This window comes from Streptomyces sp. NPDC051217, assembly GCF_044455465.1.
Taxonomy (GTDB): Bacteria; Actinomycetota; Actinomycetes; order Streptomycetales; family Streptomycetaceae; genus Streptomyces.
Genome location: NZ_JBITEV010000002.1, coordinates 529,188 through 550,579, shown reverse-complemented (window position 1 = coordinate 550,579; position 21,392 = coordinate 529,188). Strand labels below are relative to the sequence as shown.

General features: G+C 67.1%; 20 protein-coding genes and 1 pseudogene. 7 read left to right on the top strand and 14 right to left on the bottom strand.

Annotated elements, in window-relative coordinates; all coding sequences use genetic code 11:
- Positions 1-94 precede the first annotated feature (94 nt).
- Positions 95-982, top strand: coding sequence for an AraC family transcriptional regulator N-terminal domain-containing protein (locus tag ACIBBB_RS07535; protein WP_398979737.1), 888 nt, complete (start codon positions 95-97; stop codon positions 980-982).
- Positions 983-1,157: 175 nt separating this feature from the next.
- On the opposite strand, the gene ACIBBB_RS07530 is transcribed toward ACIBBB_RS07535, so the two are convergent.
- The 3 genes from ACIBBB_RS07530 to ACIBBB_RS07520 form a co-directional block, all read right to left on the bottom strand.
- Positions 1,158-1,649, bottom strand: a complete 492-nt coding sequence (locus ACIBBB_RS07530; protein ID WP_398979734.1) for a winged helix-turn-helix transcriptional regulator — start codon at positions 1,647-1,649, stop codon at positions 1,158-1,160.
- Between the two features lie 52 nt (positions 1,650-1,701).
- Positions 1,702-2,121, bottom strand: coding sequence for an ester cyclase (locus tag ACIBBB_RS07525; protein ID WP_398979731.1), 420 nt, complete (start codon positions 2,119-2,121; stop codon positions 1,702-1,704).
- Positions 2,122-2,883: 762 nt separating this feature from the next.
- The gene (locus ACIBBB_RS07520; protein ID WP_398979729.1) at positions 2,884-3,585 is read right to left on the bottom strand and encodes a type 1 glutamine amidotransferase domain-containing protein; all 702 of its coding nucleotides are present in this window, start codon (positions 3,583-3,585) and stop codon (positions 2,884-2,886) included.
- Positions 3,586-3,897: 312 nt separating this feature from the next.
- Here ACIBBB_RS07520 and ACIBBB_RS07515 point away from each other — a divergent pair, with 312 nt between their 5' ends.
- Entirely contained in the window at positions 3,898-4,533 is a 636-nt protein-coding gene (locus tag ACIBBB_RS07515; protein ID WP_398979727.1) for a TetR/AcrR family transcriptional regulator, read from the top strand.
- A 24-nt stretch (positions 4,534-4,557) separates the two neighbouring features.
- Here the strand turns inward: ACIBBB_RS07515 and ACIBBB_RS07510 are convergent, their stop codons facing one another.
- On the bottom strand, positions 4,558-5,448 hold the full coding sequence (locus tag ACIBBB_RS07510) for an aldo/keto reductase (RefSeq protein WP_398979725.1): 891 nt from the start codon (positions 5,446-5,448) through the stop codon (positions 4,558-4,560).
- A 347-nt stretch (positions 5,449-5,795) separates the two neighbouring features.
- Between ACIBBB_RS07510 and ACIBBB_RS07505 the strand changes: the two genes are divergently transcribed.
- Entirely contained in the window at positions 5,796-7,376 is a 1,581-nt protein-coding gene (locus tag ACIBBB_RS07505; RefSeq protein ID WP_398979723.1) for a tannase/feruloyl esterase family alpha/beta hydrolase, read from the top strand.
- Between the two features lie 218 nt (positions 7,377-7,594).
- On the opposite strand, the gene ACIBBB_RS07500 is transcribed toward ACIBBB_RS07505, so the two are convergent.
- The 3 genes from ACIBBB_RS07500 to ACIBBB_RS07490 all read right to left on the bottom strand — a co-directional run bounded on the left by ACIBBB_RS07500 (position 7,595) and on the right by ACIBBB_RS07490 (position 10,125).
- Positions 7,595-8,254 (bottom strand): TetR/AcrR family transcriptional regulator, encoded by a 660-nt coding sequence (locus ACIBBB_RS07500; RefSeq protein WP_398979721.1) that lies wholly within the window; start codon positions 8,252-8,254, stop codon positions 7,595-7,597.
- A gap of 92 nt (positions 8,255-8,346) precedes the next feature.
- A complete protein-coding gene (locus ACIBBB_RS07495) occupies positions 8,347-9,096 on the bottom strand; it encodes an SDR family NAD(P)-dependent oxidoreductase (protein ID WP_398979719.1) in 750 nt (249 codons plus the stop codon).
- Positions 9,097-9,186: 90 nt separating this feature from the next.
- Positions 9,187-10,125, bottom strand: coding sequence for an alpha/beta hydrolase fold domain-containing protein (locus tag ACIBBB_RS07490; RefSeq protein WP_398979717.1), 939 nt, complete (start codon positions 10,123-10,125; stop codon positions 9,187-9,189).
- Positions 10,126-10,530: 405 nt separating this feature from the next.
- Between ACIBBB_RS07490 and ACIBBB_RS07485 the strand changes: the two genes are divergently transcribed.
- Complete coding sequence (locus ACIBBB_RS07485) at positions 10,531-10,788, top strand: hypothetical protein (protein ID WP_398979715.1); 258 nt, start codon at positions 10,531-10,533, stop codon at positions 10,786-10,788.
- A gap of 351 nt (positions 10,789-11,139) precedes the next feature.
- On the opposite strand, the gene ACIBBB_RS07480 is transcribed toward ACIBBB_RS07485, so the two are convergent.
- Positions 11,140-11,535 carry a PPOX class F420-dependent oxidoreductase gene (locus tag ACIBBB_RS07480; RefSeq protein ID WP_398979713.1) on the bottom strand — a complete coding sequence of 132 codons (396 nt, stop codon included), beginning with the start codon at positions 11,533-11,535 and terminating at the stop codon, positions 11,140-11,142.
- Positions 11,522-11,977, bottom strand: coding sequence for a universal stress protein (locus ACIBBB_RS07475; protein WP_398979711.1), 456 nt, complete (start codon positions 11,975-11,977; stop codon positions 11,522-11,524). Before ACIBBB_RS07475 ends, ACIBBB_RS07480 begins: the two co-directional genes overlap by 14 nt.
- A gap of 215 nt (positions 11,978-12,192) precedes the next feature.
- On the opposite strand from ACIBBB_RS07475, the pseudogene ACIBBB_RS07470 reads away from it, so the two are divergent.
- Positions 12,193-12,477, top strand: a pseudogene (locus ACIBBB_RS07470) (SDR family NAD(P)-dependent oxidoreductase); the annotation flags it as partial.
- Positions 12,474-12,722 (top strand): hypothetical protein, encoded by a 249-nt coding sequence (locus ACIBBB_RS07465; protein WP_398979709.1) that lies wholly within the window; start codon positions 12,474-12,476, stop codon positions 12,720-12,722. The pseudogene ACIBBB_RS07470 and the gene ACIBBB_RS07465, both read left to right, overlap by 4 nt.
- A gap of 113 nt (positions 12,723-12,835) precedes the next feature.
- Here ACIBBB_RS07465 and ACIBBB_RS07460 read toward each other — a convergent pair whose 3' ends face one another.
- Both ACIBBB_RS07460 and ACIBBB_RS07455 read right to left on the bottom strand, forming a co-directional pair.
- Positions 12,836-13,276, bottom strand: coding sequence for a nitroreductase family deazaflavin-dependent oxidoreductase (locus ACIBBB_RS07460; protein ID WP_398979707.1), 441 nt, complete (start codon positions 13,274-13,276; stop codon positions 12,836-12,838).
- Positions 13,277-13,411: 135 nt separating this feature from the next.
- Entirely contained in the window at positions 13,412-14,170 is a 759-nt protein-coding gene (locus ACIBBB_RS07455) for an SDR family NAD(P)-dependent oxidoreductase (RefSeq protein WP_398979704.1), read from the bottom strand.
- A gap of 506 nt (positions 14,171-14,676) precedes the next feature.
- Here ACIBBB_RS07455 and ACIBBB_RS07450 point away from each other — a divergent pair.
- Positions 14,677-15,567: an AraC family transcriptional regulator N-terminal domain-containing protein gene (locus ACIBBB_RS07450; protein WP_398979701.1), complete on the top strand. Its 891-nt coding sequence runs from the start codon at positions 14,677-14,679 to the stop codon at positions 15,565-15,567.
- 233 nt (positions 15,568-15,800) lie between these two features.
- On the opposite strand, the gene ACIBBB_RS07445 is transcribed toward ACIBBB_RS07450, so the two are convergent.
- The 3 genes from ACIBBB_RS07445 to ACIBBB_RS07435 form a co-directional block, all read right to left on the bottom strand.
- The gene (locus tag ACIBBB_RS07445; protein WP_398979698.1) at positions 15,801-18,068 is read right to left on the bottom strand and encodes an LLM class flavin-dependent oxidoreductase; all 2,268 of its coding nucleotides are present in this window, start codon (positions 18,066-18,068) and stop codon (positions 15,801-15,803) included.
- A 99-nt stretch (positions 18,069-18,167) separates the two neighbouring features.
- Complete coding sequence (locus ACIBBB_RS07440) at positions 18,168-18,323, bottom strand: hypothetical protein (RefSeq protein ID WP_398979696.1); 156 nt, start codon at positions 18,321-18,323, stop codon at positions 18,168-18,170.
- A 277-nt stretch (positions 18,324-18,600) separates the two neighbouring features.
- Positions 18,601-20,961 (bottom strand): PAS domain-containing protein, encoded by a 2,361-nt coding sequence (locus ACIBBB_RS07435; protein WP_398979694.1) that lies wholly within the window; start codon positions 20,959-20,961, stop codon positions 18,601-18,603.
- Positions 20,962-21,392: the final 431 nt, after the last annotated feature.

The window sequence follows — 21,392 nt, the reverse complement described above, 5'->3', positions numbered from 1 at the left end:
CGATACTGCAAATCCCTTGCCTGATCCTACCGCCGTGGGCGGGATCAGATCAGTGTCCTTGATGTGCGAGCACCCGTGGTGCTTTAGTGGGCGGGTGGACACCCTCGCCGAACTTCAGGTGTTGATTTCCCGCTACGCCGCCGTGAGCGGCTGGCGGGAACACTTCAGCGGAATCGAAGTCACTGCGGCCGACGCGCCGACGCAACCGATGCAGTGCGTGGCTGACCCCATGTTCGTGCTGGTGGCGGGGGGTGCCAAGCAAGTGATGGTCAACGACAGCGCTCTCAACTACGGCGCGGGCCAGTACCTTGTCGTGTCGGCGGCCCTTCCGATCACCGCACACATCACCCGAGCTGGTCCGGATGAGCCCTTCGTGTCCTTCGCGATGGCTCTGAAACCTGCGGCGATCGCCGCGCTCCTTCTGGAGACAGCGGAATTCGATGGGACCTGTTCGGATCCAGGGGGAATGGCGATCAGTGATGCCCCATTTGCTCTCACGGATTCCGTGGTCCGTCTTCTGAGGCTCTTCGACAGTCCGTCGGATGCCCGGGCGCTGGGACCGGCGGTCGAACGCGAAATCCTATGGCGATTGATCACCGGAGCGCAGGGCCCGATGGTACGGCATCTCGGTCTCGCGGACAGCAGCCTTTCCCGGGTCAGTCGCACGATCCACTGGATCAGGCGCTATTACGATGAGAGCGTCCGCATTGAAGAACTGGCGGAAATGGCCAAGATGAGTCAGACATTGTTCCATCGTCATTTCAAATCCGTTACCGGTCTGACTCCGATTCAGTATCAGAAGAAAATTCGACTGCAGGAGGCGCGAATCCTCCTCCGAGGCAGCCCGCGAGATGTGGCAGGAGTCGGATTCGCGGTGGGTTACGAAAGTGCGTCCCAGTTCAGCCGTGAGTACCGCCGGCAATTCGGGGTCACGCCCAGCGAGGATGTGGCCCACGCGAAGCGGGCGGCCAGTGGTGCGTGAGGAAAGGAAGACCCGGTCGCCTCGCTGCGCGGAGGTCCGGGCTGCCGTTTCCGGCCATGAGTACCGGGCGGTGGCGGACGTGATCAGGAGAGGCGGCCACGCGCGAGCGGCCGACGGTGACCCGCTCGCGTTCGGCTCTCTCCAGCGCGGTGGGCAGTTCGTGTAGCTGGGTCCCTCACCGGGTGGACCGGATGCGCTGCGCGAGTTCGGCCGACACCAATCTCACGTCGTCGATGTGAAGGACGTCTTCCTTGTCATTCACCATCACGACGTGGACATTACCGCCACCGCGTTCCTGAATGTAGGTGGCCGGGACGCCGGGGGCGGGACGGTTTGCTTCGCCCCACTGCTGCAAGGCGGCGAGTACGACCTTCAGTTCCTGCCCGCGCCGGGTCAGCAAGTACGCATACCGGGTCCGTGATCCCGTCTCCCGGTAGGACTCGCGCTCAAAAATTCCAGCGTCCACGAGGGCTGCCAGCCGAGCGCTCAGCATGTCGGTCGGGATGCCCAGCTCCCTGCGGAAATCGGAGAACTTGGTGGTGCCGCGCAGTGCGTTGCGGACGATCAGGAAGGCCCATTTCTGGCCGAGGACGTCCAGGCTGCGTTGGATGGAACAGACCTCGTTGGGCCCGTCCGGCTCGTCCGTAGTCACTGCTTCGTGCGTCATCCGTCGATGCCCCAGGTGTGGAGAAGGTTCCGGTTGGTACTCGGCCTGGCTGTCACGCACGGCCGAGGAGCTGCTGGTGGACTTCGAAGGCGTTGCGTTCCACCCGGTTCCACAGCAACTTGCCGTCTTCTCGTACGCCCCACACGGCCGTGCCGGACATCTCGATCGGCGCGCCGTCGGGGGCCGTGGCGAACACTCCGTTGTTTCTGCCGGTCAGGCGCCACATGGACGCCACACGCGAACCTTCGCGGTTCTGGAACGATTCCACGACCTCGAACTCAAGGTCGTGGATGACCGCACCGAAGCCTCGCGCCCACTCCTTGAAGGCGGCGCGTGATTCGACACGCTTCCCCCCGGAGATGAGGACGAAGTCCTCCACGACGAGGTCGTCGATAGCGGCGTAGTTCTGTGGTGACGCCCAGACATGCTCCCAGAAGTTGTGCACTGTTTCGACAGCGGAACGCTTGGTCATGTGGATCGATCCCTGGATACGTTGGGCCGGGCCGGATGGTTCCCAGACAAGGGAGAAGGCGCTTGCGGGCGAGGAGTCACCCGTGTCCGGCCGCGACGCGGCATACGGGCGCGGCTGTCGGCCGTACCCTGGCTTGGATTAGCAAAGGTAGCATGGGCTGAGTTGGAAGACCGGTTCACGGGTCGGTTTCCGGAGAACACGCCGATCCCGGCGGTCGGCCCTCCGTCGAGCGTTCCCGGATCTACTGGCACCCCGTGTGCAGCCCTGGACCGGGGTGTCGACCCGGTCCTTCCCGTGCGGGCGAGGCATGCGACGAGGGTGACGGTCGGAGTCTCCAGCGCGGCATCGGGCCGTGTCGTCAGCGCCGTGCCTGCTGCCCGGCCCGGCCGGTCGCTGGGGCGAAACGCTCACCGAGCTTCCACGAGTACGGGTTTCGGATGCACCCGGGCCACCACCGCCACGGTGGCTTTTCGCGCTACGCCACGGCTGCCGGATGGCAGGCGTTTCGGCGGGGACCTGAGGCGACTGAGAAGGTGTGCGTTCGCCGCGACTCGGACGAGGTTGAGAAGACCCTCGGGCGGGGTGGATTTCACCAGGAAGCCGTTTCGCGCAAAGCCTTTCCGTCCCGGGGCCGTAGACGCGGGTCACGTCGGCCTACCGCCAGGGTTGAAGCCCCTCTCGGAGAGACAGACCTTCCGCAGGCCCTTCGAACGTCGAAATACGCCCCGTCCGCATGCCTCGATGATCTTCGCCCGGCTCTTTTCAGGTGGAGTTCAGCGTGTCGATCACTTTCTCGGCCAGTGCGTGGCTGGAGTTGGGGTTCTGTCCCGAGATCAGGTTGCCGTCGACAACGACATTCACGCCCCAGGCCTGGATGGACTGGAATTTGGCCCCACGGGACCTCAGTACGTCTTCCAGCAGCCATGGTGCGCGGTCGGCCGAGCCGTGGAGGCGCTCCTCCTCGTTCGTGAAACCTGTGAGTTTCTTGCCTTCGAACAACCAGCCCCCTCCGGGCAGGTTCGCGCTCAGCAGGCTGCCGGGGCCGTGGCACAACGGCGCTATGATTTTTCCGGCTGCGTCAAACTCCTCCAGGACGCGGCCGACGTCAGGGTCATGGGCCAGGTCCTCCATGGGGCCATGACCGCCCGCGATGAACACCGCATCGTAGTCGTCGGCCGTGCGCACGTCAGACAGCGAAGTGGGGTTGGCGAGCTCCGCAGAGTGCTCGTCGAGGTACTTGGCGAACTCGCTGGCTTCGGCTCCGACCGCCTTGGTGCTCAGGCCCTCCTGGTCCGGTGTCGGCTTGCCTCCCGCCGTGGAGGCGACGTCGACGTCGAAGCCTGCCTCGGTCATGAGACGGTGCGGGACGGCGAATTCCTCGGGCCAGAACCCGCTCGGCTCCCTCGTTCCGTCGGCGCCCGTCCAATGATCGACTCCCGAAAGAATCATCAGAACACTGGTCATGGCACTTACACCCTCTTCGAATCCGATCGTTTGGATGGTCGTATTTCCATCACACCACGCCTACGGCGACCCTGCGATCGCTGGCCATCCGTGATCGGAGCAGCCGCCTTCTCCGGGTGTCGCTCATTGGCGCAGACGCGGATCCGGTTCGCCGGCCTTCCGTTTGCCCTGGGCCGGGGAAACGAACTCTTTCGGTGTATTCGCCGTGGAGGACCCTGTTGGGACGCCATTAACGGAGGTTCACCTCCACTTATCGGACGATACTCTATCTGGAGGTTCAGCTCCACTTGTCAGGTGATCCCGGAGGTGCGTATGCGCAGTGACGCGGCGCGAAACCGTCAGGCGCTGATCGACGCGGCTCTCAAGCTGTTCAACGAGCACGCCCTCACCCCAACGCTCGACGACGTGGCGCGGGAGGCGGGTGTGGGCGTTGCCACCGCGTATCGCCAGTTCGCGAACAAGACCGAGCTGGCGTTCGTGGCGCTGGAGGCTTCGGTGGAGTCGATGCTCCAGGCGGCCGAGCGTGCCGCCGAGGTGGAGGACGGGTGGGCGGGGCTGACGGAGTTCTTCGAGGTCACGATACGACCGCAGGCGGCGCAGCAGGCGCTTCGGGCAGTCCTCGCCACCGACCCGGAATCGCCCCCGATGGCGGAGGTGCACCGACGCGTCGAGGACTGCCTGGACACGCTCCTGGAGAAGGCGCGGCGGCAGGGGACCGTACGCCAGGACGTGGTCGTCTCCGACCTCGCCGTGGTCGCCACGCTGCTGGGCGAGTCGGTACGCCTCTTCGGCTCCGTCGTGCCGGACAGCTGGCAGCGCTTCATGCCGCTCCTCCTCGACGGGCTCCGCCCGGGGGCGACCACCCCGATGGCCGCGGACCCTCTCACCAAGAAGCAGTTCATTGCCGGAATCGCACATCAGGCCCGCGGCGCGGCCGGGCCCCGATAGCAGAGCTGCAGGCAAGGGGGGCGCCTACGAGGGTCGGTCGAGGGACTCGGTCAGTCGCCGAAGTTCCTCCGGGGCCAGTTCGAGGTCGGCCGCCTTCGCGGAGTCCGTGATCGATTCAGGGCGTCTGGCCCCTGGGATCGGAATGACCACGGGGCTCTGGGTCAACTCCCAGGCGAGCACTACCCGTTGCGGGCTCACGCCGTGTTCGCGGGCGGTCTCGGCGAATGCGGGGAACCGCTCGCCGACAGCCCGGCCGCTGCCGTCGGTACCGCCGAGGGGCTGGTACGGCAGGAACGCGATGCCCTTCTCCTCGCAGAGGGCGAGTGCGTCGGCGCCTTCGGGCACCTTGGGCGAGAACTCGTTCTGCACACTGGCCAGCCCGCCGTCGCCCAGGATGTCGAGCGCGATGCCTATCTGTTCGACGCTCGCGTTCGAGATGCCCACCGACCGGACCTTGCCCTCGTCGATGAGCTGCTTGAAGTGGGCGACCCCCTCGGCGTACGGGATGCTCTCGTCGGGAGCGTGCCACTGGTACAGATCGATCACCTCCCTGCCCAGGGCGCGGAGCGATTGCTCCACCGCTCCCCGCAGGTGGGAAAGTGACGCGTCGAAGGACCACCGTTCGCCCTCGCTGCGGATGACGCCCCCCTTCGTGGCCACGATGACCTCGTCGTTTCCGTCGCCGTACGACGTGAGTGCCTTGCCGATCAGTCGCTCGTTGTGGCCTGTCGTGTCCCAGGAGGGGGCGTAGACGTCGGCCGTGTCGATCAGTGTCACGCCCGCGTCGAGTGCGGCGTGAATCGTGGCGACGGCCTGGTCCTGTGGTGTGGGGAGTCCGTCGTGGGTCATGGAAACCGGCATGGCGCCCAGTCCGATGGCCGACACCTCGAACGGGCCGAGCTTTCGAGTCTTCATGGCCTCAACATAACCGAAGACGCGTCTCCGTTTAGGTGTAGCCTCGCTCCGTCCGGACTCACCGAACCCTGCGGCGACACAAGGGAGAGTGCACGGCGTCACCCGGTGTGGCTGAGCGATCGTGCCGCTGACCGGCACACGACCTCTTTCCGCAACTCCCATGTGAGGGAACGTTTTTGACACGCACACGGCTTCTCACCGTCGAAAGGCCAGCAATGAACGAACAAGGGCCGACAGCCCGCACACGGTCCCGCCCACCCTCAGCGCCGGGTGCACGAACCGCTCGCCGCGTCGTACTGGCGGCCACCCTCGGTGCGCTGTTCCTTCAGCCGCAGCCTGCCGCCACCGTGAGTCCGGCGGTTTTGTCGGCTCCGGGCGACACGACCTGCGCCACGCTCGCCGGCACCCTGACGGCGCGGCACCGCGTCCAGTCGGCGCGGTCGAGTGTGGTGTCCGGCACGGACCGTTTGCCGGCCTTCTGCCAGGTCGATCTCGTGGCGGAGCGGGCGATCAACATCCGGGTTGCCCTGCCGCTCAGCACCGCCGACGGGGGAACCGGAGGGACGGAAACCGGCGCCTGGAACGGCCGCGTACTCAATATGGGCGGAGGCGGCTACGCCGGGACCCTGCCCGACGTCTCCATGACTCCCGGAGCCGTACCCGACGTCGCGATGGCTCTCCGGCGTGGCGAAGTCGGCTCGGCCACGGACACGGGACACAGCCAGAGTTGGTGCGACGCGACGAACCCCAAGACCCGTCTCACCAACGCCCAGCAGGACTGCGGCCTGGCCGGCGGGGGCTTCGTGCTCGACCCGGAAGGCAACCTCCTGACCGCACAGGTCAAGGACTTCATCACGCGCAGCCTGCATCAGCAGACACAGTGGGCGCTGGACCTCACCAAGCGGTACTACGGCCGGACAGCGCCGCGTAACTACTGGGTAGGCGGGTCGACCGGCGGTCGGCAGGGCTGGGAGATGGCGCAGAAGTACGGCGACCGATACGACGGATTCCTGGTCGGCTATCCCGCCATGAACTGGAACCGCTTCATCGTCAACGAAGCCTGGCCCGCGGTGGTGGCCCACGATGTGCTGGGACCGGCCGGACTGTCATCCGCCAAGAGCGCCTCGGCGAACAAGGCCGCGGTCGCCGCGTGCGACGCCGACGACGGTGTCGTCGACCGGACCATCGCCGAACCGCGCCGCTGCCACTTCGACGCCTCGAAGGTCGCGGGTCTGTCACGGGCGGAGGCCAGAGCGGTCAACCTCATCTGGGACGGACCGCGGGCCCCCGGCGGTGGCCGCCTGTGGGGCGGGATCACGAGGGGGACGAGCTTCGAGACTCTCCTGCCGGGCGGCAGCGACATGAGCCCGATGATCGAGACGTACCTGCGGTACTGGCTGTACCAGGATCCGCACTTCGACTGGCGCAGGAACCTGACCATGAAGAACTTCGCCGGCGCTGTCGAGCGGTCGTACCGGAAGTTCCGCGCCACGGCATCGACGGACAGCACGGATCTCTCCCGTGTTCAGCGCAGCGGAGCGAAGATCATCTTCTATCACGGCACCAACGACCCGCTGATCGTGCCGTTCGGGTCCTACAACTACCAGCAGCGTCTGTTCGACCGGTACGGAGTCCAGCGGACGCGGTCGTTCATGCGCACCTTCCACTTCCCCGGTGTGGGACACGAGGAGCCCGTGCTGACCGGAAAGGCCCCCGCCCGGGACCAGCTGGTCGACGCCCTGCAAACCTGGGTCGAACGCGGTGACGCGCCGGAGTCCGTCGTCCAGGGAGGCAGCACAGGCCAGGAACGCCTGATCTGCGCCTACCCGGACACCGCGACCACGGTCTCTACCCCCTCCTGCCGGACCAAGAACGAAGTCCCCGGCGACCTCGCTGCCGCCTCCCGTACGGTCTGGGACAGGCCCTAGCTCGGCAGCCGTGGCGTCGATTCACCGGTTCGCCGGAGCAGCACAGGCCATCACTTCGTTGGGCTGATGCCCGGTCGGTTCCCGCCGCAGCAACTCGGCCGCGGCAGGAACCGGTCCAACCCGGGGCAGCCGCGAGGTCTGAGCCTAGGGCGTGTGGTGAAAGTAGCGTCGTCCGCCCGCAGGGCGGGACGGCGGTCTCCCTCGCGTCTCTCGCACCGTTACGTGTCGCTCAGCCGGGCCATCGCGTCGTACAGCTGCTCATCGGTGAGTGGTGGCTCCTTGAGTTCAGCGTCGCCGCGATAGCGGAAAGCCTCCAGAACCAGCATCAGCTGTCGGCGCCATGCCCGAGGAGCGATGTCTGCGGTGGCTTCGATGATCCGGCTGTTTGCCCAGGTCACCGCGATGAGGTCGCCGAGAGTGAGGTCTGGGCGGGCGGCCTTGGCGTCCTGGGCCCGCCTCAGAACACTTTCCATCACCCCACAGACTTGATCGTGCATCGCCTCCGTCTTCTCACTGGAGGGAAAGCGCATCGAGACGAAGTCGTTGAAACCGCGGTCGCCCGCCTGCATCGCACACAGCGCCTCAAGGTAGGAACTGAATCCGTCCCAGGGGTCCTCGGCCGCGAGCGCCGCCTCGGCGGCAGCCATGAAGGATGCGAACTTGTCCTCGAAGGCAGCCAGGAGCAGGTCGACCCGTTTCGGGAAGTGCCGGTACAGGGTCCCGATCGCGACCCCCGCGCTCTTCGCGATGTGCTCCAGTGAAGCGTCAATGCCCCGCTCGGCGAATTCCAGGCGCGCGACCTCGATAATTCGTTCACGATTGCGGGCCGCGTCGCGACGCAAACGCGGGGCGGCCGGGTCTTGCAGCGCTTCGCTCACCCGTCCAGAGTACAAGGTGAGGTACCCCTCACCTGTCTTCACGAGTGTTTGTCACGGACGGCCGGGCACCGCGTCCACCGGGCCGGACCCAGTCATACGACGGTGCGGCCCCCGTTCACGTCCATAATCGTGCCGGTGATGAAGCGGGCCTCGTCACTGGCGAGGAACGCGATGGCCGCGGCGATGTCTTCCGGGTCAGCGACGAAGCCCAGCGGCGCCTGCGCCGCGAGCTGCTTCAGCGCCTCCCCCAGACCGGCCTCGGCCCCCGGTGTACGGGTCGGGCCGGGGCTCACCGAATTCACGCGCACTCCGTCCGGCCCGAACTCAGCCGCCCAGCTCTTGGTGAGCAAGTCGAGCGCTGCTTTGCTCGCCCCGTACACCGACAGGCCCGGGAGCGCGCGTGCGGCTGCCAGCGTGGATACGTTGATGATCGTGCCACTCCCGCGTGCTGCCATCGCAGGCGCGAGGTTCGCGACCAGGTAGAACGGTGCCTTCAGGTTGGTGGCCAGGACCGCATCGAAGATCGACTCTTCCGTACCGGCCGTCGGTCCGCCGGCCCCGGTCGCGGCATTGTTCACCAGAATGCCGAGAGGCTCGCCCGCGGACTCCGCGATCTCGGTGGCCCTGGCCGCGAGTTCTGCCGCGGACCGTTCATCATGTAGATCAGCGGCGACGAACTGGGCCTTTCCTCCTTCGGCACGGATCTTCTCCACCACTTCACGTCCCCGTTCGGCATCGCGGCCGGAGACCACGACACGGACACCGTCGCGAGCCAGCCTGAGTGCGGTGGCGCGACCAATTCCGCTCGTCGATCCGGTGACGAGGGCTGTCTTGGTTACCACGGATATCTCTCCTTGGGCGAGTTGGATCGGATAAGCGTTGCCGCGTGTTGTGCAAGGTGGCGTTGCGCGCGCGTCTGTCGGCGCGTCACGTCACAGGCTCTGGAGAAAGGCGACGCGTTCAGCGAACGCGCTCCGTGCCAGGCGGGAGTCGGGTGCCAGCTGGTCGAAGCCGTGGAACGCACCAGGGCGCACCGAAAGGTGGACCGCCACGCCGTGCTCCATGAGACGCGTCGCGTACGCGACGGTCTCCGCGCAGAAGAGGTCCAACTGCCCGACCTCGACATAGGCCATCGGCAGTTCATGGAGTGAGTCCGCGCGGGCCACGGAGGCGGAGGCAGGCACATCGTCGGTGCCGTACCTGTCGCCGAGGTAAGCCTGCCAGCCGGTGATGTTGTCGGCGGCCGACCATGTCAGGAACGGCTCGGTACCCGGGGCGGCGTGTGCGGTGCGGTCATCGAGCATGGGATAGACAAGAATCTGAGCAGCCAGAGGCTTGATCTCCCGGTCGCGGCACACAAGGGCCGTGGCCGCCGCGAGTCCGCCGCCCGCAGAGTCACCCATGAGCGCGACACGGCCCCCAGGAATGCGCTCCCGGGCATGTGCGAGCGCCCATTCGACCGCTGCGACGCAGTCTTCGACGGCCGCCGGGTGCGCCGATTCGGGTGCCAGACGGTAGCCGACCGCGATAACGGCTACTGCGGCGTCAGCGGCGTAACGGCGGCAGACGTGGTCGTATCCGTCGAGGCTCCCGGCTATAAGACCACCGCCATGGACATAGACGACAAGGGCATCCGGCACCGTCGACGGCTTGTAGAGGCGCATCGGGACGGTGTGCCCGTCCGAAGAACGCACGGTGAAATCGACTTCTTCGACGCGGTCGCCGTGTGTCGCGGCAGCAGCCAGCCCGCCGTAGACCGTGTCGATGGTCGCCCGCCGGGCCTTCCAGTCGCCGACGGCCGGCGGCGCGGATGGGACGGCGGAAGCGGTCGCGCCGACTGCGTTGAGAAGTTCATTGTCGATGCCTAGCACTGTGTTCCTTCAAGGTTGTGTGAGAGCTGCTCCGGGTCCACCACCTCGCCGTTGCCGGCAGGACAACCGGGCCGGGCTGGAGCGTGTGCTGGTGATTTCGGCGCCGTCGACGGCACATGGATTGACCGAAGTGGGCACCGGCAGCGGGGTCTTCAGAGGATTCCTTGCACCTACCGTGGTGCGACGCTGTAGCCGTGTGTGGCCCATCCTGCGGCTGTAGCTGGCCTGCGCAAGGATCCTCGAAGCGACTGTTGTGGTCAGCGGTCCCGGGGCAACAGTGGTTCGGACACACCGCCTCCTCGATGCGACTCCGTGTGCGTTTGAAAGTCGAGCCATGCCTCATGTTTTTACGCTAACACAATATGAGGCATGCCTCCGTATCGATGTCCCGCGCCAGTCTCACCGTTGAAGCCGGCGTCACTCACGTCCGCGCCGATCGGCTCCCAGGGCAAGGTGGCCGTCGTCCAAGAAGGGGAGGCTGAAGGCTCCGCGCTGAAGAGCGCCGATGCCGTTGTCGTGCACGAAGAACCCGCCGCCATCGCGCTTCCGGTATTCCTCACCGCAGCGGTGCTGTTCGCGGGCTGGGCCGACTTGTTCACTCCCGGAGCCGAGCTGGCCGACCCCGTAACGCTGTCTGAGGTGCGGGGAGCCGACTGGCTATGACGCGGTGTTCATCGCCGGCGGCCACGGCTCGGCCGATTACGTCCCGTGGCTGATGGAGAACGTACTGAGGGGCAAAAATCCACTCGATCAAGGCGTGGGGCGTGAACGTGGTCGAGGGCGGCAACCTGATCTCGGGGCAGAACCCAACTCCAGTCGTGCGCCGGCCGAGAAGCTGATCGACACGCTGCGTGTCCCCGCTGACCGCGACCGCGACCGCGGCCCGAGCACGCGGTGAGCGGCGCAGCCCCAGCCTTTCAGGGACGCGGTATCAGCGTTACTCAGTCAAGCCGGGTGCCACTACGGTCCGCTCCTCGCCGGCAGTGGGACTGCCCCCGGTCACGCAGCGGCGAGTCACGACGAGGCGCGCCGTTCCACCACCTTGTGGGCGATGACGCGCACGACAATACGCTGCACGGACGGGTCCGGCTCGTGCCAGGGAAGGCCCGTGTACAGCTGGGACAGTTCCTCGATGAGGGTGCCTTCGGGGTCGTCGGTGATCTCGACGCGTCCACGGATCTCCACCCGGTCAAAGGGCGAAGCCGCGTCGAAGACGCTGACACTGACACGTGGATCACCCTGGAAGTTGCGGTGCTTGCGGCGTCCTTTGACCGTGGAGAACACCACGTCGTCGCCGTCCGTGCGGCACCAGACGGTGGTGGTCTGCGGGGAACCGTCGGGGTTGACTGTGGCCACGGTGAGGATGTTGCCGCCGTCCAAAAGGCTTCTGGCGTGCTCAGAGAGGGACATGACGCTGCCTTCCGTCGGGCCGGGGTGATGCCGGCGTGGACGAGGAGTACGGAGACGGGGGCGCGGGCGGCGACGGCCCGGCTGACGCTGTCGTGCAGGGCCGCTCCCCGGCCGACGTGGTGGCCGGGACCTGGGATGATGAGGAGCCCAGCCGGTTGGCTTCCCGCAGCACGGCGTCGGCCCGCAGCCGCCGCTGACCGTGCAACATCTCTCCATTTGTGATGATACCGGCGTGCCGCAGGCGGGCGACTGCTGCGTCGACCACGTCCTTCGCGCGCTGGTCGTCTTCGAGGCCGAGGACGGCGGGGGCGGGGCTGTAGAGGAAATCGGACGGCCTGACGTGCATCGTCGTGCGTGCGTATTTCGCCAGGGACATCGTCGTGTCCACGACCGCGTCGATGGCCGGTGTGCCGTCGACGGCCACCAGGATGTTCCTGTACATGGCTGTTCTCCGTATGAGTCCGCCGTCTTGGAGGAGGCTTGCCGGCTACACGGGGCAGGCCGATCAGGCGGTGCTGTGGCGGCGGGTGGCCATATAGAGAGCGCCCAGCGCTGCCGCGACAGCCACGGTGACGGTGACGGTGACGTGAAAGCGTTGGTGGCGGCGGACAGGCCGATGGCGCCGTCGAGGAGGCGGACGCCGACACGGTACGGGCCGTCTACGAGACGAACGTCCTCGGTGTGCTGAACGGCCAGCGCGGTGTCCTGCCCGTGACGCGAGCCCAGCGCTCCGGCCATGTGATCAACATCAGCTCCGTGGGCGGCTTCACCTCGTCGGAGGGCTGGGGGATCTACGCGTCCACCAAGTTCGCCCTGGAAGGCATCTCCGAGGCCATGGCCATCGAGCTCGCGCCGCTCGGTGTCAAGGTGACCGTCGTGGAACCGGGTTACTTCCGCACCGACTTCTGGACGACAGCAGCCTGTCGACGGTCAAGCTCGTGACCGAGGGCCGCGCGGAGACGTCGGGCCGGATGCGGGGCACCGCACGCCGTGGCAACCACGCCCAGCCCGGCGACCCGGTGAAGGCCGCAGTGGCCATCCTCGACATAGCCGAGTCCGACAACCCACCGCTGCGCATCCCCCTCGGCACCGACTCGGTCGCCGCGATGGAGGCGAAGCTCGGCTTCGTCGCCGAGGAGCTGGCAGAGTGGCGCGCCCTCGCGACCTCCACGAACTTCAGCGCCTGAGTCGGCTACCGACCGTGGCGCTCCGCGCCCCAGCAGTAGCTGGGGCGCGGAGCGCCGGTGGTACACCCGGGTCGTCGAGGTACGTGGATGTCGTACCAGCGGTTCGTGACCGGTCAATGCGTCACAGGCTCCAGAACGAGTACCGGGATTACCCGATCCGTGCTGCGCTGGTATTCCGCGTACTCGGGGAACGCTTCGACCGCCCGCTTCCACCACTCGTCCCGCTCCTGGCCCTCGGCCTCGTGTGCGAGGTACTCGCCCCGCCGAGGCCCGTCCTGAAGCGTCACTCGCGGGTGACTCACGACGTTGTGGTACCAGGCCGGATGCCGGGGCGCGCCCCCCAGTGAGGCGACCAGGGCATAGCGCCCCGCGTCCTCCACCCGCATGACCGGGGTCTTGCGGATCTTCGCTGTCCTCTTGCCACGCATGGTCAGGATGACCACAGGGCGGCCGGAGATTGTGTTTCCCTCGGTGCCGTTGCTGCTCTCGAAGAGCGCGACCTGGTTCCGGGCTATGTCCGAGGCACTGGGTTCGTACTCCGCGTTCGATGGCATCCGGGGTCTTTCCTTTCCTCATAGAATCCGTGAAGACCGTGGGCCGCGGGTGCTCGCTGTTCCGGCAGCCGCTGCCGGATGTGGGCCTCACGCCTGCCCCGCCGAAGCGCGGCCACCAGTACGCAGACCGCCCCGTTACGGCACCGAGTACCCGCCGTCGATCGGCAGCGCCACGCCCGTGATGAACGCCGTCTTCTCCGAGCAGAGCCAGACCACAGCGTCGGCGACCTCTTGGGCGCTCGCGATCCGGCCCATAGGGTGCGCAGCGATGATCGACTTCATGGGTTCCTCGTTCGGGTCCATCGTCGCGATCATCGGAGTGTCGACCAGCCCAGGGCACAGCGCGTTCACCCGGATGCCCTGCGGTGCGACCTCAAGCGCCGAACTCTTGGTCATGCCGATCTCGGCGGCCTTGGTGGCCGTGTATCCGGAGAACCCGGCCACACCCACCAGCCCCGCGCCGGACGACATGTTCACCACCGAGCCGAAGCCCTGCGCCACCATCTGCCGGAGTTCGTACTTCATCGACAGGAAGACCCCCCGGATGTTGACGGCGATCATGTGGTCCAGCATCTCGGTCGAGTAGTCAGTGGTGAGCTGGAACTCTCCGTCGTAGCCCGCGTTGTTCACGGCGAAGTCGAGTCGTCCCGTGTCACCGACAGCCGCGCCGACCATGGCTTCCACCATGGACTCGTCGGACACATCGGCCACCATGCAGCGGGCGGAGCCGCCTATGGCCTCGACCAGGCGCACGGTCTCCTTCAAAGTCTCTTCCGTACGACCGGAAATGGTGACAAGCGCGCCCTCGGCGGCGAGCGCCAGAGCCGTCGCCCTCCCGATACCGGAACCACCTCCGGTGACCAAGGCCGTCTTGCCCGCGAACTGCTTCGACATGGTTGTCCCTTCCGGCTCGATGGCCGGGTGTGGTGATTTACGTGTCTGGGTGGTGATCAGGAAGCTGGACCATCGGCGGCGATGTCCTGTTGTTCTCGAATGAGATGTTCGGCGCGGGAGCGAGCAAGCCGTCCAGCACACCTCGCCGGGGCTCGGTGAGGGTCACGTTCGGGGTGTACGGATCGGTGTTCCATCGCCGCCGGCAGCCTTTGCGCCCGATGCGCCCCGGCCCCGCGCCGCCGGTGGGAGGCGGTGGCATCACCCGGAGCGGGGGAACCGGCGCGCTGTTCCGAGCGGACGGGCATGGCGTGGCGATCGAGCAACATGGTGGAACTCCTGACCGAGAAACGTGGGGGGAGGAACGTGCTGTCATCCCCGCACCGCCTCCATTTGATCTCGGCGCGCCGCGACCGCCTAGACCAATGCGTGCGGACCGTTGCACGATCCGCTCGACCTTGCTCGCATCATGGTGGCTCCCGGGCACGCTCCCGTGGTCTGCTGGAGTGGTGAACCACCTGGAGGAAATTCGCCATCGGGTCGCGCGACTGGCCGCAGGCAGCCCCCGCCCGCTGTGGATCGAGAACATCGCAGTGTTCTCAACCGAACGTGTCACCGAACCGCTAGGGACGATCAATGAGCCAATGATTGCCCTGACCGCCCAGGGAGCGAAGCGCTCGGTCCTCAACGACCGAATCTTCGACTACTACTCGGGCAGTTATCTCGTCGCGACCGTCGACCTTCCCTTAACCTCCCAGATCACCCGGGCCGTACCCACCGAGCCGTATCTCGGGCTCGGGGTGCCGTTGGAACCCGCGATCATCGCGCAGCTGCTGCTGGAGGGCGACCCCGCCGTTGTGCGCCCTTACCACGGCCCGGGCATCGCGACCAGCAACGCTGATGACAGTTTGCTGGACGCCCTCGTCCGGCTCTTGCGCCTGCTGGACGAGCCGCGTGACCTCCCGGTACTGGCGCCCGACGTCCGACGCGAGATCCACTGGCGCCTGCTGAACGGGCCCCAGGCGGCACTGGTCGGGCAGATCGGCCTGGCCGACAGCCGCACGACCCTCGTCGCTCGCGCAATTGCTTGGATCAAGACCCACTACGACCAGGTGATCCGCATCGAGGATCTCGCCGACGAAGTCAGCATGAGTGTCTCCTCCCTCAACCGGCACTTTCGTGCGGTTACCGCGATGAGTCCCCTGCAGTATCAGAAACAACTCCGGCTGCAGAAAGCCCGTATCCAACTGCTCACAACGCCTCACGAGGTGGCCGCGATCGGGTACGCGGTCGGATACGAGAGCCCTTCGCAGTTCAGCCGTGAATACCGGCGCATGTTCGGGGCCCCGCCGAGCCAAGACGCGGCACGCCTCCAGACTGCGGCGATCGTGCGGGAGTAGTTGCCGTTTCGTCCGTCGGATCACCCGCCCGTGCAGGGCTTTCTCGGGCTGGAGCGCGTTCCGCCGCTCGACGATCCCCTCACCCGGCTTCCCACGGCCCCTGACGATGCCCTTCACGAGGTGATCGTGGAGCGAGCGGGCGACGGCGCGGTCGTGACGGTGCCCCGTCGCGGTGATCGAGCGTGCTCTCGGCGCGCCTGCCCCCGGTGGCGCGCCCTGCCCGCGCCGGCCGGTTACGGATTGGCGCCGAGCACGTTGAAGTTGTCGCGGAAGACGTTCTCGGGGTCGTACCGCTTCTTCAGCGCGCGCAGCCGCGTCAGGGTCTCGCCCGGGAAGGCGATGTCGATGCGCTCCGGGTCGAGGCCCGTCTCGAAGCTGAGGTACATCCCGACGAAGTGGCGGCGCAGCCGCTCCCACCGCTCGTCGAGCCCCGATGCGTTCGTGCCGAAGGCCACTACGGAGAAGTTGGCCGACCGGTTCGCGTACGCGGTGGCGTCCGGCGGCACATCGGACACCGCGCCGCCGACGGAGCGGATCTGGAAGAAGTACGCCGCGCCGCTCTCGATGAGCTCGGCCGCCTCCGCCGCGACCTCCGGGGTGATGTGCTCGACCAGGCCGGAGTGCGCGTGCGGTTCGCCCTGACCGTTGTGGATCCCGTCCCTGACGTTCGCCATGACCGCCGCGTACGGCACGATCTGGATCGACTGGTCCAGCAGCGGGGCGATCTCGGCGAAGGGCTTCAGCCGGTCCAGCACGGTGTCCGGGTCGTCGGAGTCGACCACCGCGAGCACCTGCGCGTACGCCGGGCGCCCGCGCCGTCGGCGGCCGAGGATCAGATTGCTGCTGAGGTCGCGGGGAGCCGCTTCGACCGCCGCGCTCCAGGACTCCAGGAACTCGGCGGTGTCGCTCGCGTCGAACACCAGCTGCGCCCAACCGACATCGCCGACGGTATCGACCTCGAACTCGAAGGCCACCACGATGCCGAAGTTCGCGCCGGCGCCCCGCACCGCCCAGAACAGGTCCGGGTTCTCTTCCGCGCTCGCGTGGACCGTGCGTCCGTCGGCGAGCACGATGTCCACCGCCCTGAGGTGGTCGATGGTCAGGCCGTGTTCGCGCGCCAGCCATCCGACACCCCCCGCCGTGGCGAGCCCGCCCACACCGACCCCGCCGTAGTCGCCCGAGCTCAGCGCCCAGCCGTGCGGGGCCAGGGCTTGGGCGACGTCGGCCCATCGGGCGCCGGGGCCGATACGGACCCTCCTGGTCCGCTCGTCCATCACCTCGATCGTGTTCAGCGCGGAAAGGTCGATGACGATGCCGCCGTCGTTGGTGGACCGGCCGCTGATGCCGTGGCCGCCACTGCGTACGCCGAGGGGCAGGTCCGGGTGCCTGCGCGCGAAAGCCAGCGCCTCCACCACCTCCACCGCGTCTTTTACCGGCAGTACGAGGCCGGGCGAGCCGCCGCGTATGTACGTGGACCTCACCCGGCTGTACCGGGCGTCACCCGGCTCGATCGCGGCCGAGGCGAGCGTGGCGGGCAGGTCGTCGTACACGATGCCGGGGTGCCGCGCGGCTCGGACGGCCGTGCTGCGCGGCGTCGGGCCTCCGCCGTCGCCGCCGCGCTCGCGGGTCACGGCTTCACGCAGGGCGGGTGCGACCTCCTCGGCGAACCGCTGGAGGGAGGCGGGATCGTCGGAGGCGAGGATGAACGTGCTCACGCCGTCTTCGAGGGCATAGGGCAGCAGGTCCTCGACCCACTGCGTGCCTGGACCGTCGAGGAAGCCGCCCCCGTCGCGTGTGAAGGTGCCGGAGAGGTTCAGCAGCCGCCGGATCTCGCGCGGGTCCCGGCCCGCCTCCGCGGCGGCCTCGTCGATGATCCGCATGCCGGTGCGGAGTTCGCCGGGTTTCAGGTAGAAGGTGGACGGCAGCCAGCCGTCACCCTTGCGGCCGATGAGCCGTTGCATCTTCGGCTTGTAGGCACCGATCCAGATGGGGATGTCGTGCGCGGGCGCGGGGCCGCGCTTGGCGCCGTCCACGTGGTGGTACGTGCCCGGCACCCGCAGGGGGACCCGCTCCCCGGCCGCCCAAATACCGCGCATCACGTCGATCGCCTCGCCGAGCGCGTCGACCGCCTGCCCAGGGGTCAGGCGCTTCGCGCCCATCGCCTCGATGGCGTCCCAGAAGGCCCCGGAGCCGAGGGCCAGGTCGAAGCGCCCGCCGGACAGCAGGTCCAGGCTCGCGGCCGCGCGCGCGGTCACAGCCGGCGGGCGCATGGGGATGCTGAGGACGTTGGGCGCTACATGGATCCGCTCGGTCACGGCCGCGACCCAGGTGAGCAGGGTCCAGGTGTCGTGGAAGGCCGGCTGGTACGGATGGTCCTGGAACGTCACCAGGTCGTACCCGAGTTGCTCGCTGAGCTGGGCGAGTGCCGGGGCAGCGCCGGGGGTCCCGTTCGCCGGGGTTATGGAGGTGCCGAAGCTGAGTGAGTGGAAATAGTCGGGCATGCCATCAGTCTTGTTAATGCCTCCCCCCATGACAAGTAGAGTATTAGTAGCTTACTTTTTGTAAGCAAGCCCCAGGCCGGCCGCCACGGCGGACAGAACTCATCCGGGAGCACGTGGTGTCTGCCGGTCGCCGGTCGCCATGACGCGGCGTCCCTCCACGGTTAAGGCGTACGCGGCGGCGTACGGCGAGGGTCGTGGCAGGTGGTGGACACCGATCTCGTACTTCTGCCGCCGCACCGTCCCGTCGTTGGGCACGACGCCGTCGACCGGGACCGGGTCGTACCAGAGGCACGCGGGTCCCAGCGGGTGGGCGCCAGGAGGACGTCCCCGATGTGGTCCGGCTCTCAAAACACCGCGACGCCGTTGTATGTGCTGTGGCACCGCGACAGCGGCTTCTCCGAAGGCACTCTGACGGTTGCCTCCGCGGGCAAGAGGGGTGGCCAATGCGCACCGGGCAAGACTGTGTCCATTGACGGCGGGGGGCTTGGCCGCCGTGGTGAGATCCAGGCCGGACAGGGTGCTGAGCCCGGATTCAAAGATCTTCCTCCCCTTCTGCCTGCTGCTCGGTCCAAATGGTCTTGCCCGTATCACCGAACCGTGTGCCCCATCTCTGGGTGAGCTCGGCGATGAGGAACAGTCCTCTTCCTCCTTCGTCGCCGGAGCGCGCATAGCGCAGGTGGGGAGCTGTGGTGTTCGCGTCGGACACCTCGCAGATCAGTGCACGGTGATCGCGTATGACGCGCAAATGAATGGGACCCTCCGCATGGCGAATGGCATTGGTGACCAACTCGCTGACCACCAACTCAGTGACGAACGCCGTTTCCTCAAGCCCCCAAAGGGCAAGCTGGCGTTGCACCAGACTACGGGCGGTGGCCACCACGGCCGGGTCGCTGGGCAGGTCCCACGAACCCATGTGGTCCTCGCCGAGGAGCTGTGTACGGGCCAGTAGCAGGACCGCTCCACGTGGTGTGGCCCATGCGTCGGACAGTGCCTCCGCAACCTCGTTTCGCAGTTGCCTCAACGGGAGACCGGCCGTGGAGCCCATCGCTCGGGCGAGTGATCGTGTGAGTGGGGGAGGACTTTCGTCCGCGGGTGGCCCAACAGTCGCGCGCGCCGGAGCGTAGAACGCGAGCGTGCTGCCGGCAGGCAGATCGAACTCGACGGCCGTGGAGTGTCTGTAAGCGGCATTCAAGGGAGCACCCACTGGTGCGGTGAGAGCCCTTACGGACCCATCGGGTTCCATCACGATCGGGGGAGCGTGTCCGGCGCTGGCCAGGGACAGGCGGCCGGAGGACGGATCGTAGATGGCGTACACACATGTGATCTTGAAAGCTGTGCGGTCGTTCTGAGAGGCACCGTCGTTCTGAGAAGCATCGTCGTCGACACCGCGTTCGCCTGTGATCCGAGAGACCAGTGCGTCCAGACGGGCCAGCACCTCCTCCGGACGGAGGTCCAGGTCCGTCAGAGCATGGACAGCCGCCCCCAGTCGCCCTACGGCCGCAGAGCCCGACAGGCCGGACTCGTTCGTCGTAAGGACCACGAGGGCGACGCGGGCTCCCGACGCCCGGATGACATCGAACCAGTTCGCACCCGATGTGGCAGGAGCGAAAAAGTGGACCGTCTCCACGGCGCTCTGCTCGGTGGTGCGGCGGGAGAGGAGCTGGCGCTGCAGAACGCGCACCGAACTGTGTTCCCGCGTGTAGCGTCGGGCATTGTCGATGGTCAGGGCCGCGCGGGACACGAGGTCACGGGCAGTGAGGACATCGAAGTCCGAGAAGGGGCTGGCCAGTCCGATACGGTAGAACGTCACCACGCCGACGACCGTGCGCCGGGCCTTCATCGGTACGGCGAGGGAGTGAGCGGACAGCTCGCCACGCGTTCTCCGGTACAGCGGTTCTCCGTCGTCACCGGGAAGCAGGACAGCTGTGCGGCGCGGCCCGTCGGTGAGTTGCTGTCCTGCGGATACTGGATACGGGAATCTTGGTTGGCCGGCGCGGGCGGCCTTTCCCCGCGTGGCGGCTTTGCCCTCGTACCGCATCCCCACTCTGCGGAGATCGGCCGCAGGGTCGGTTTCCTCACCGGAGATGACCGGCGCGAACACGTCGACCGTGGCGGCGTCGGCGAAGCGGGGAACCGAGATGTCGGCAAGCTGCTGACCGGTCTCCACGACATCCAACGAGGTGCCGATCACGGCGCTGGCGTCTGCGAGGAGTGAGATGCGCTCTTCCGCCGTTCGCTGGTCCGTGATCTCGACAGCGGTCGTAGCGAGGCCCAGCACACGCCCCGCGTGGTCCTCAAGCCTGAAGGCCGAGTTCGCGAAGACGTGCTCATGCTCGGGGTCGGCCGGCGGACGGCCCCGCTTGTCGAAACCAACAAGCGGTACTCCTGACTCCAGAACATCCTTCATGCCGGATTCGAACTCCACCGAGTTGGAATCCGGCCACAGCTCGTGCGGCATCAGGCCGATCGAACGTTCGCCGAAAACTCCCTGCATGCCCTCCGCCGCCGGATTGAACCGGCGAAGACGCAGGTCGGCGTCGTAGACGCACAAGCTTGTGGGCGATTGCTTGAACAGAGCGTCCAGCACCGCCTCGTCAACGACTCTCGCATCCGACGTGGGAGAGACCGGAGCCACCAGCACGGTCCAGCTCTGCGGACGGTGCTCGAAGGGCCGTATCCGCACTCGGCATACTTCCGTGTGACCGTCTCGGCAGCGCAGCACAACCGGCGCTGAGAACCCCTGCTGCGGATCAGCCTTGCCGAAGGGCAGGGACTGCTCCGCGACAAGAAGGCTGCTCACCGACTTGCCGAGGATCTCTTCATGTGTGAAGCCCAACAGATCATGGGCCGCATCGCTCCACCCAGCGATTGAGCCGTGCTGGTCGATCACCATCTCGGCGTCGGCGCGGAGCCTCGGTGTGTGCGACCGCCGCCTCAGCGCACGTGAGGAACACACAGCAATCAGTCCCCTCATCGCCCCGTGATCCAGCATGACAAACATTGGCACGGGAGGCACCTGGAGCTTTTGACGGGCCCGGACGCGCGTGCCATCCGTGAGGCGCTCGCCGTTGCGCCCCACTGGCGCCCGCATCGGGGAGATGCTGGAATTCAGCCACCACGCGATGATCCGGTACCGCCTGCCCACCTCCGGCGAGACCGTCCCGCTCCTTCAGATCGCCCCGTCCACAACGGATCAGGAACGCGTCCTACTCGTCAGCCCCGAACTCGCCGACGTCCTGACCACGATCATCCGCCGCGTCCGCGTCCCCGACCCAACAACCGGCACCGTCCCGGTCCTGTCCGCCTACGACTACTCAGAACGCG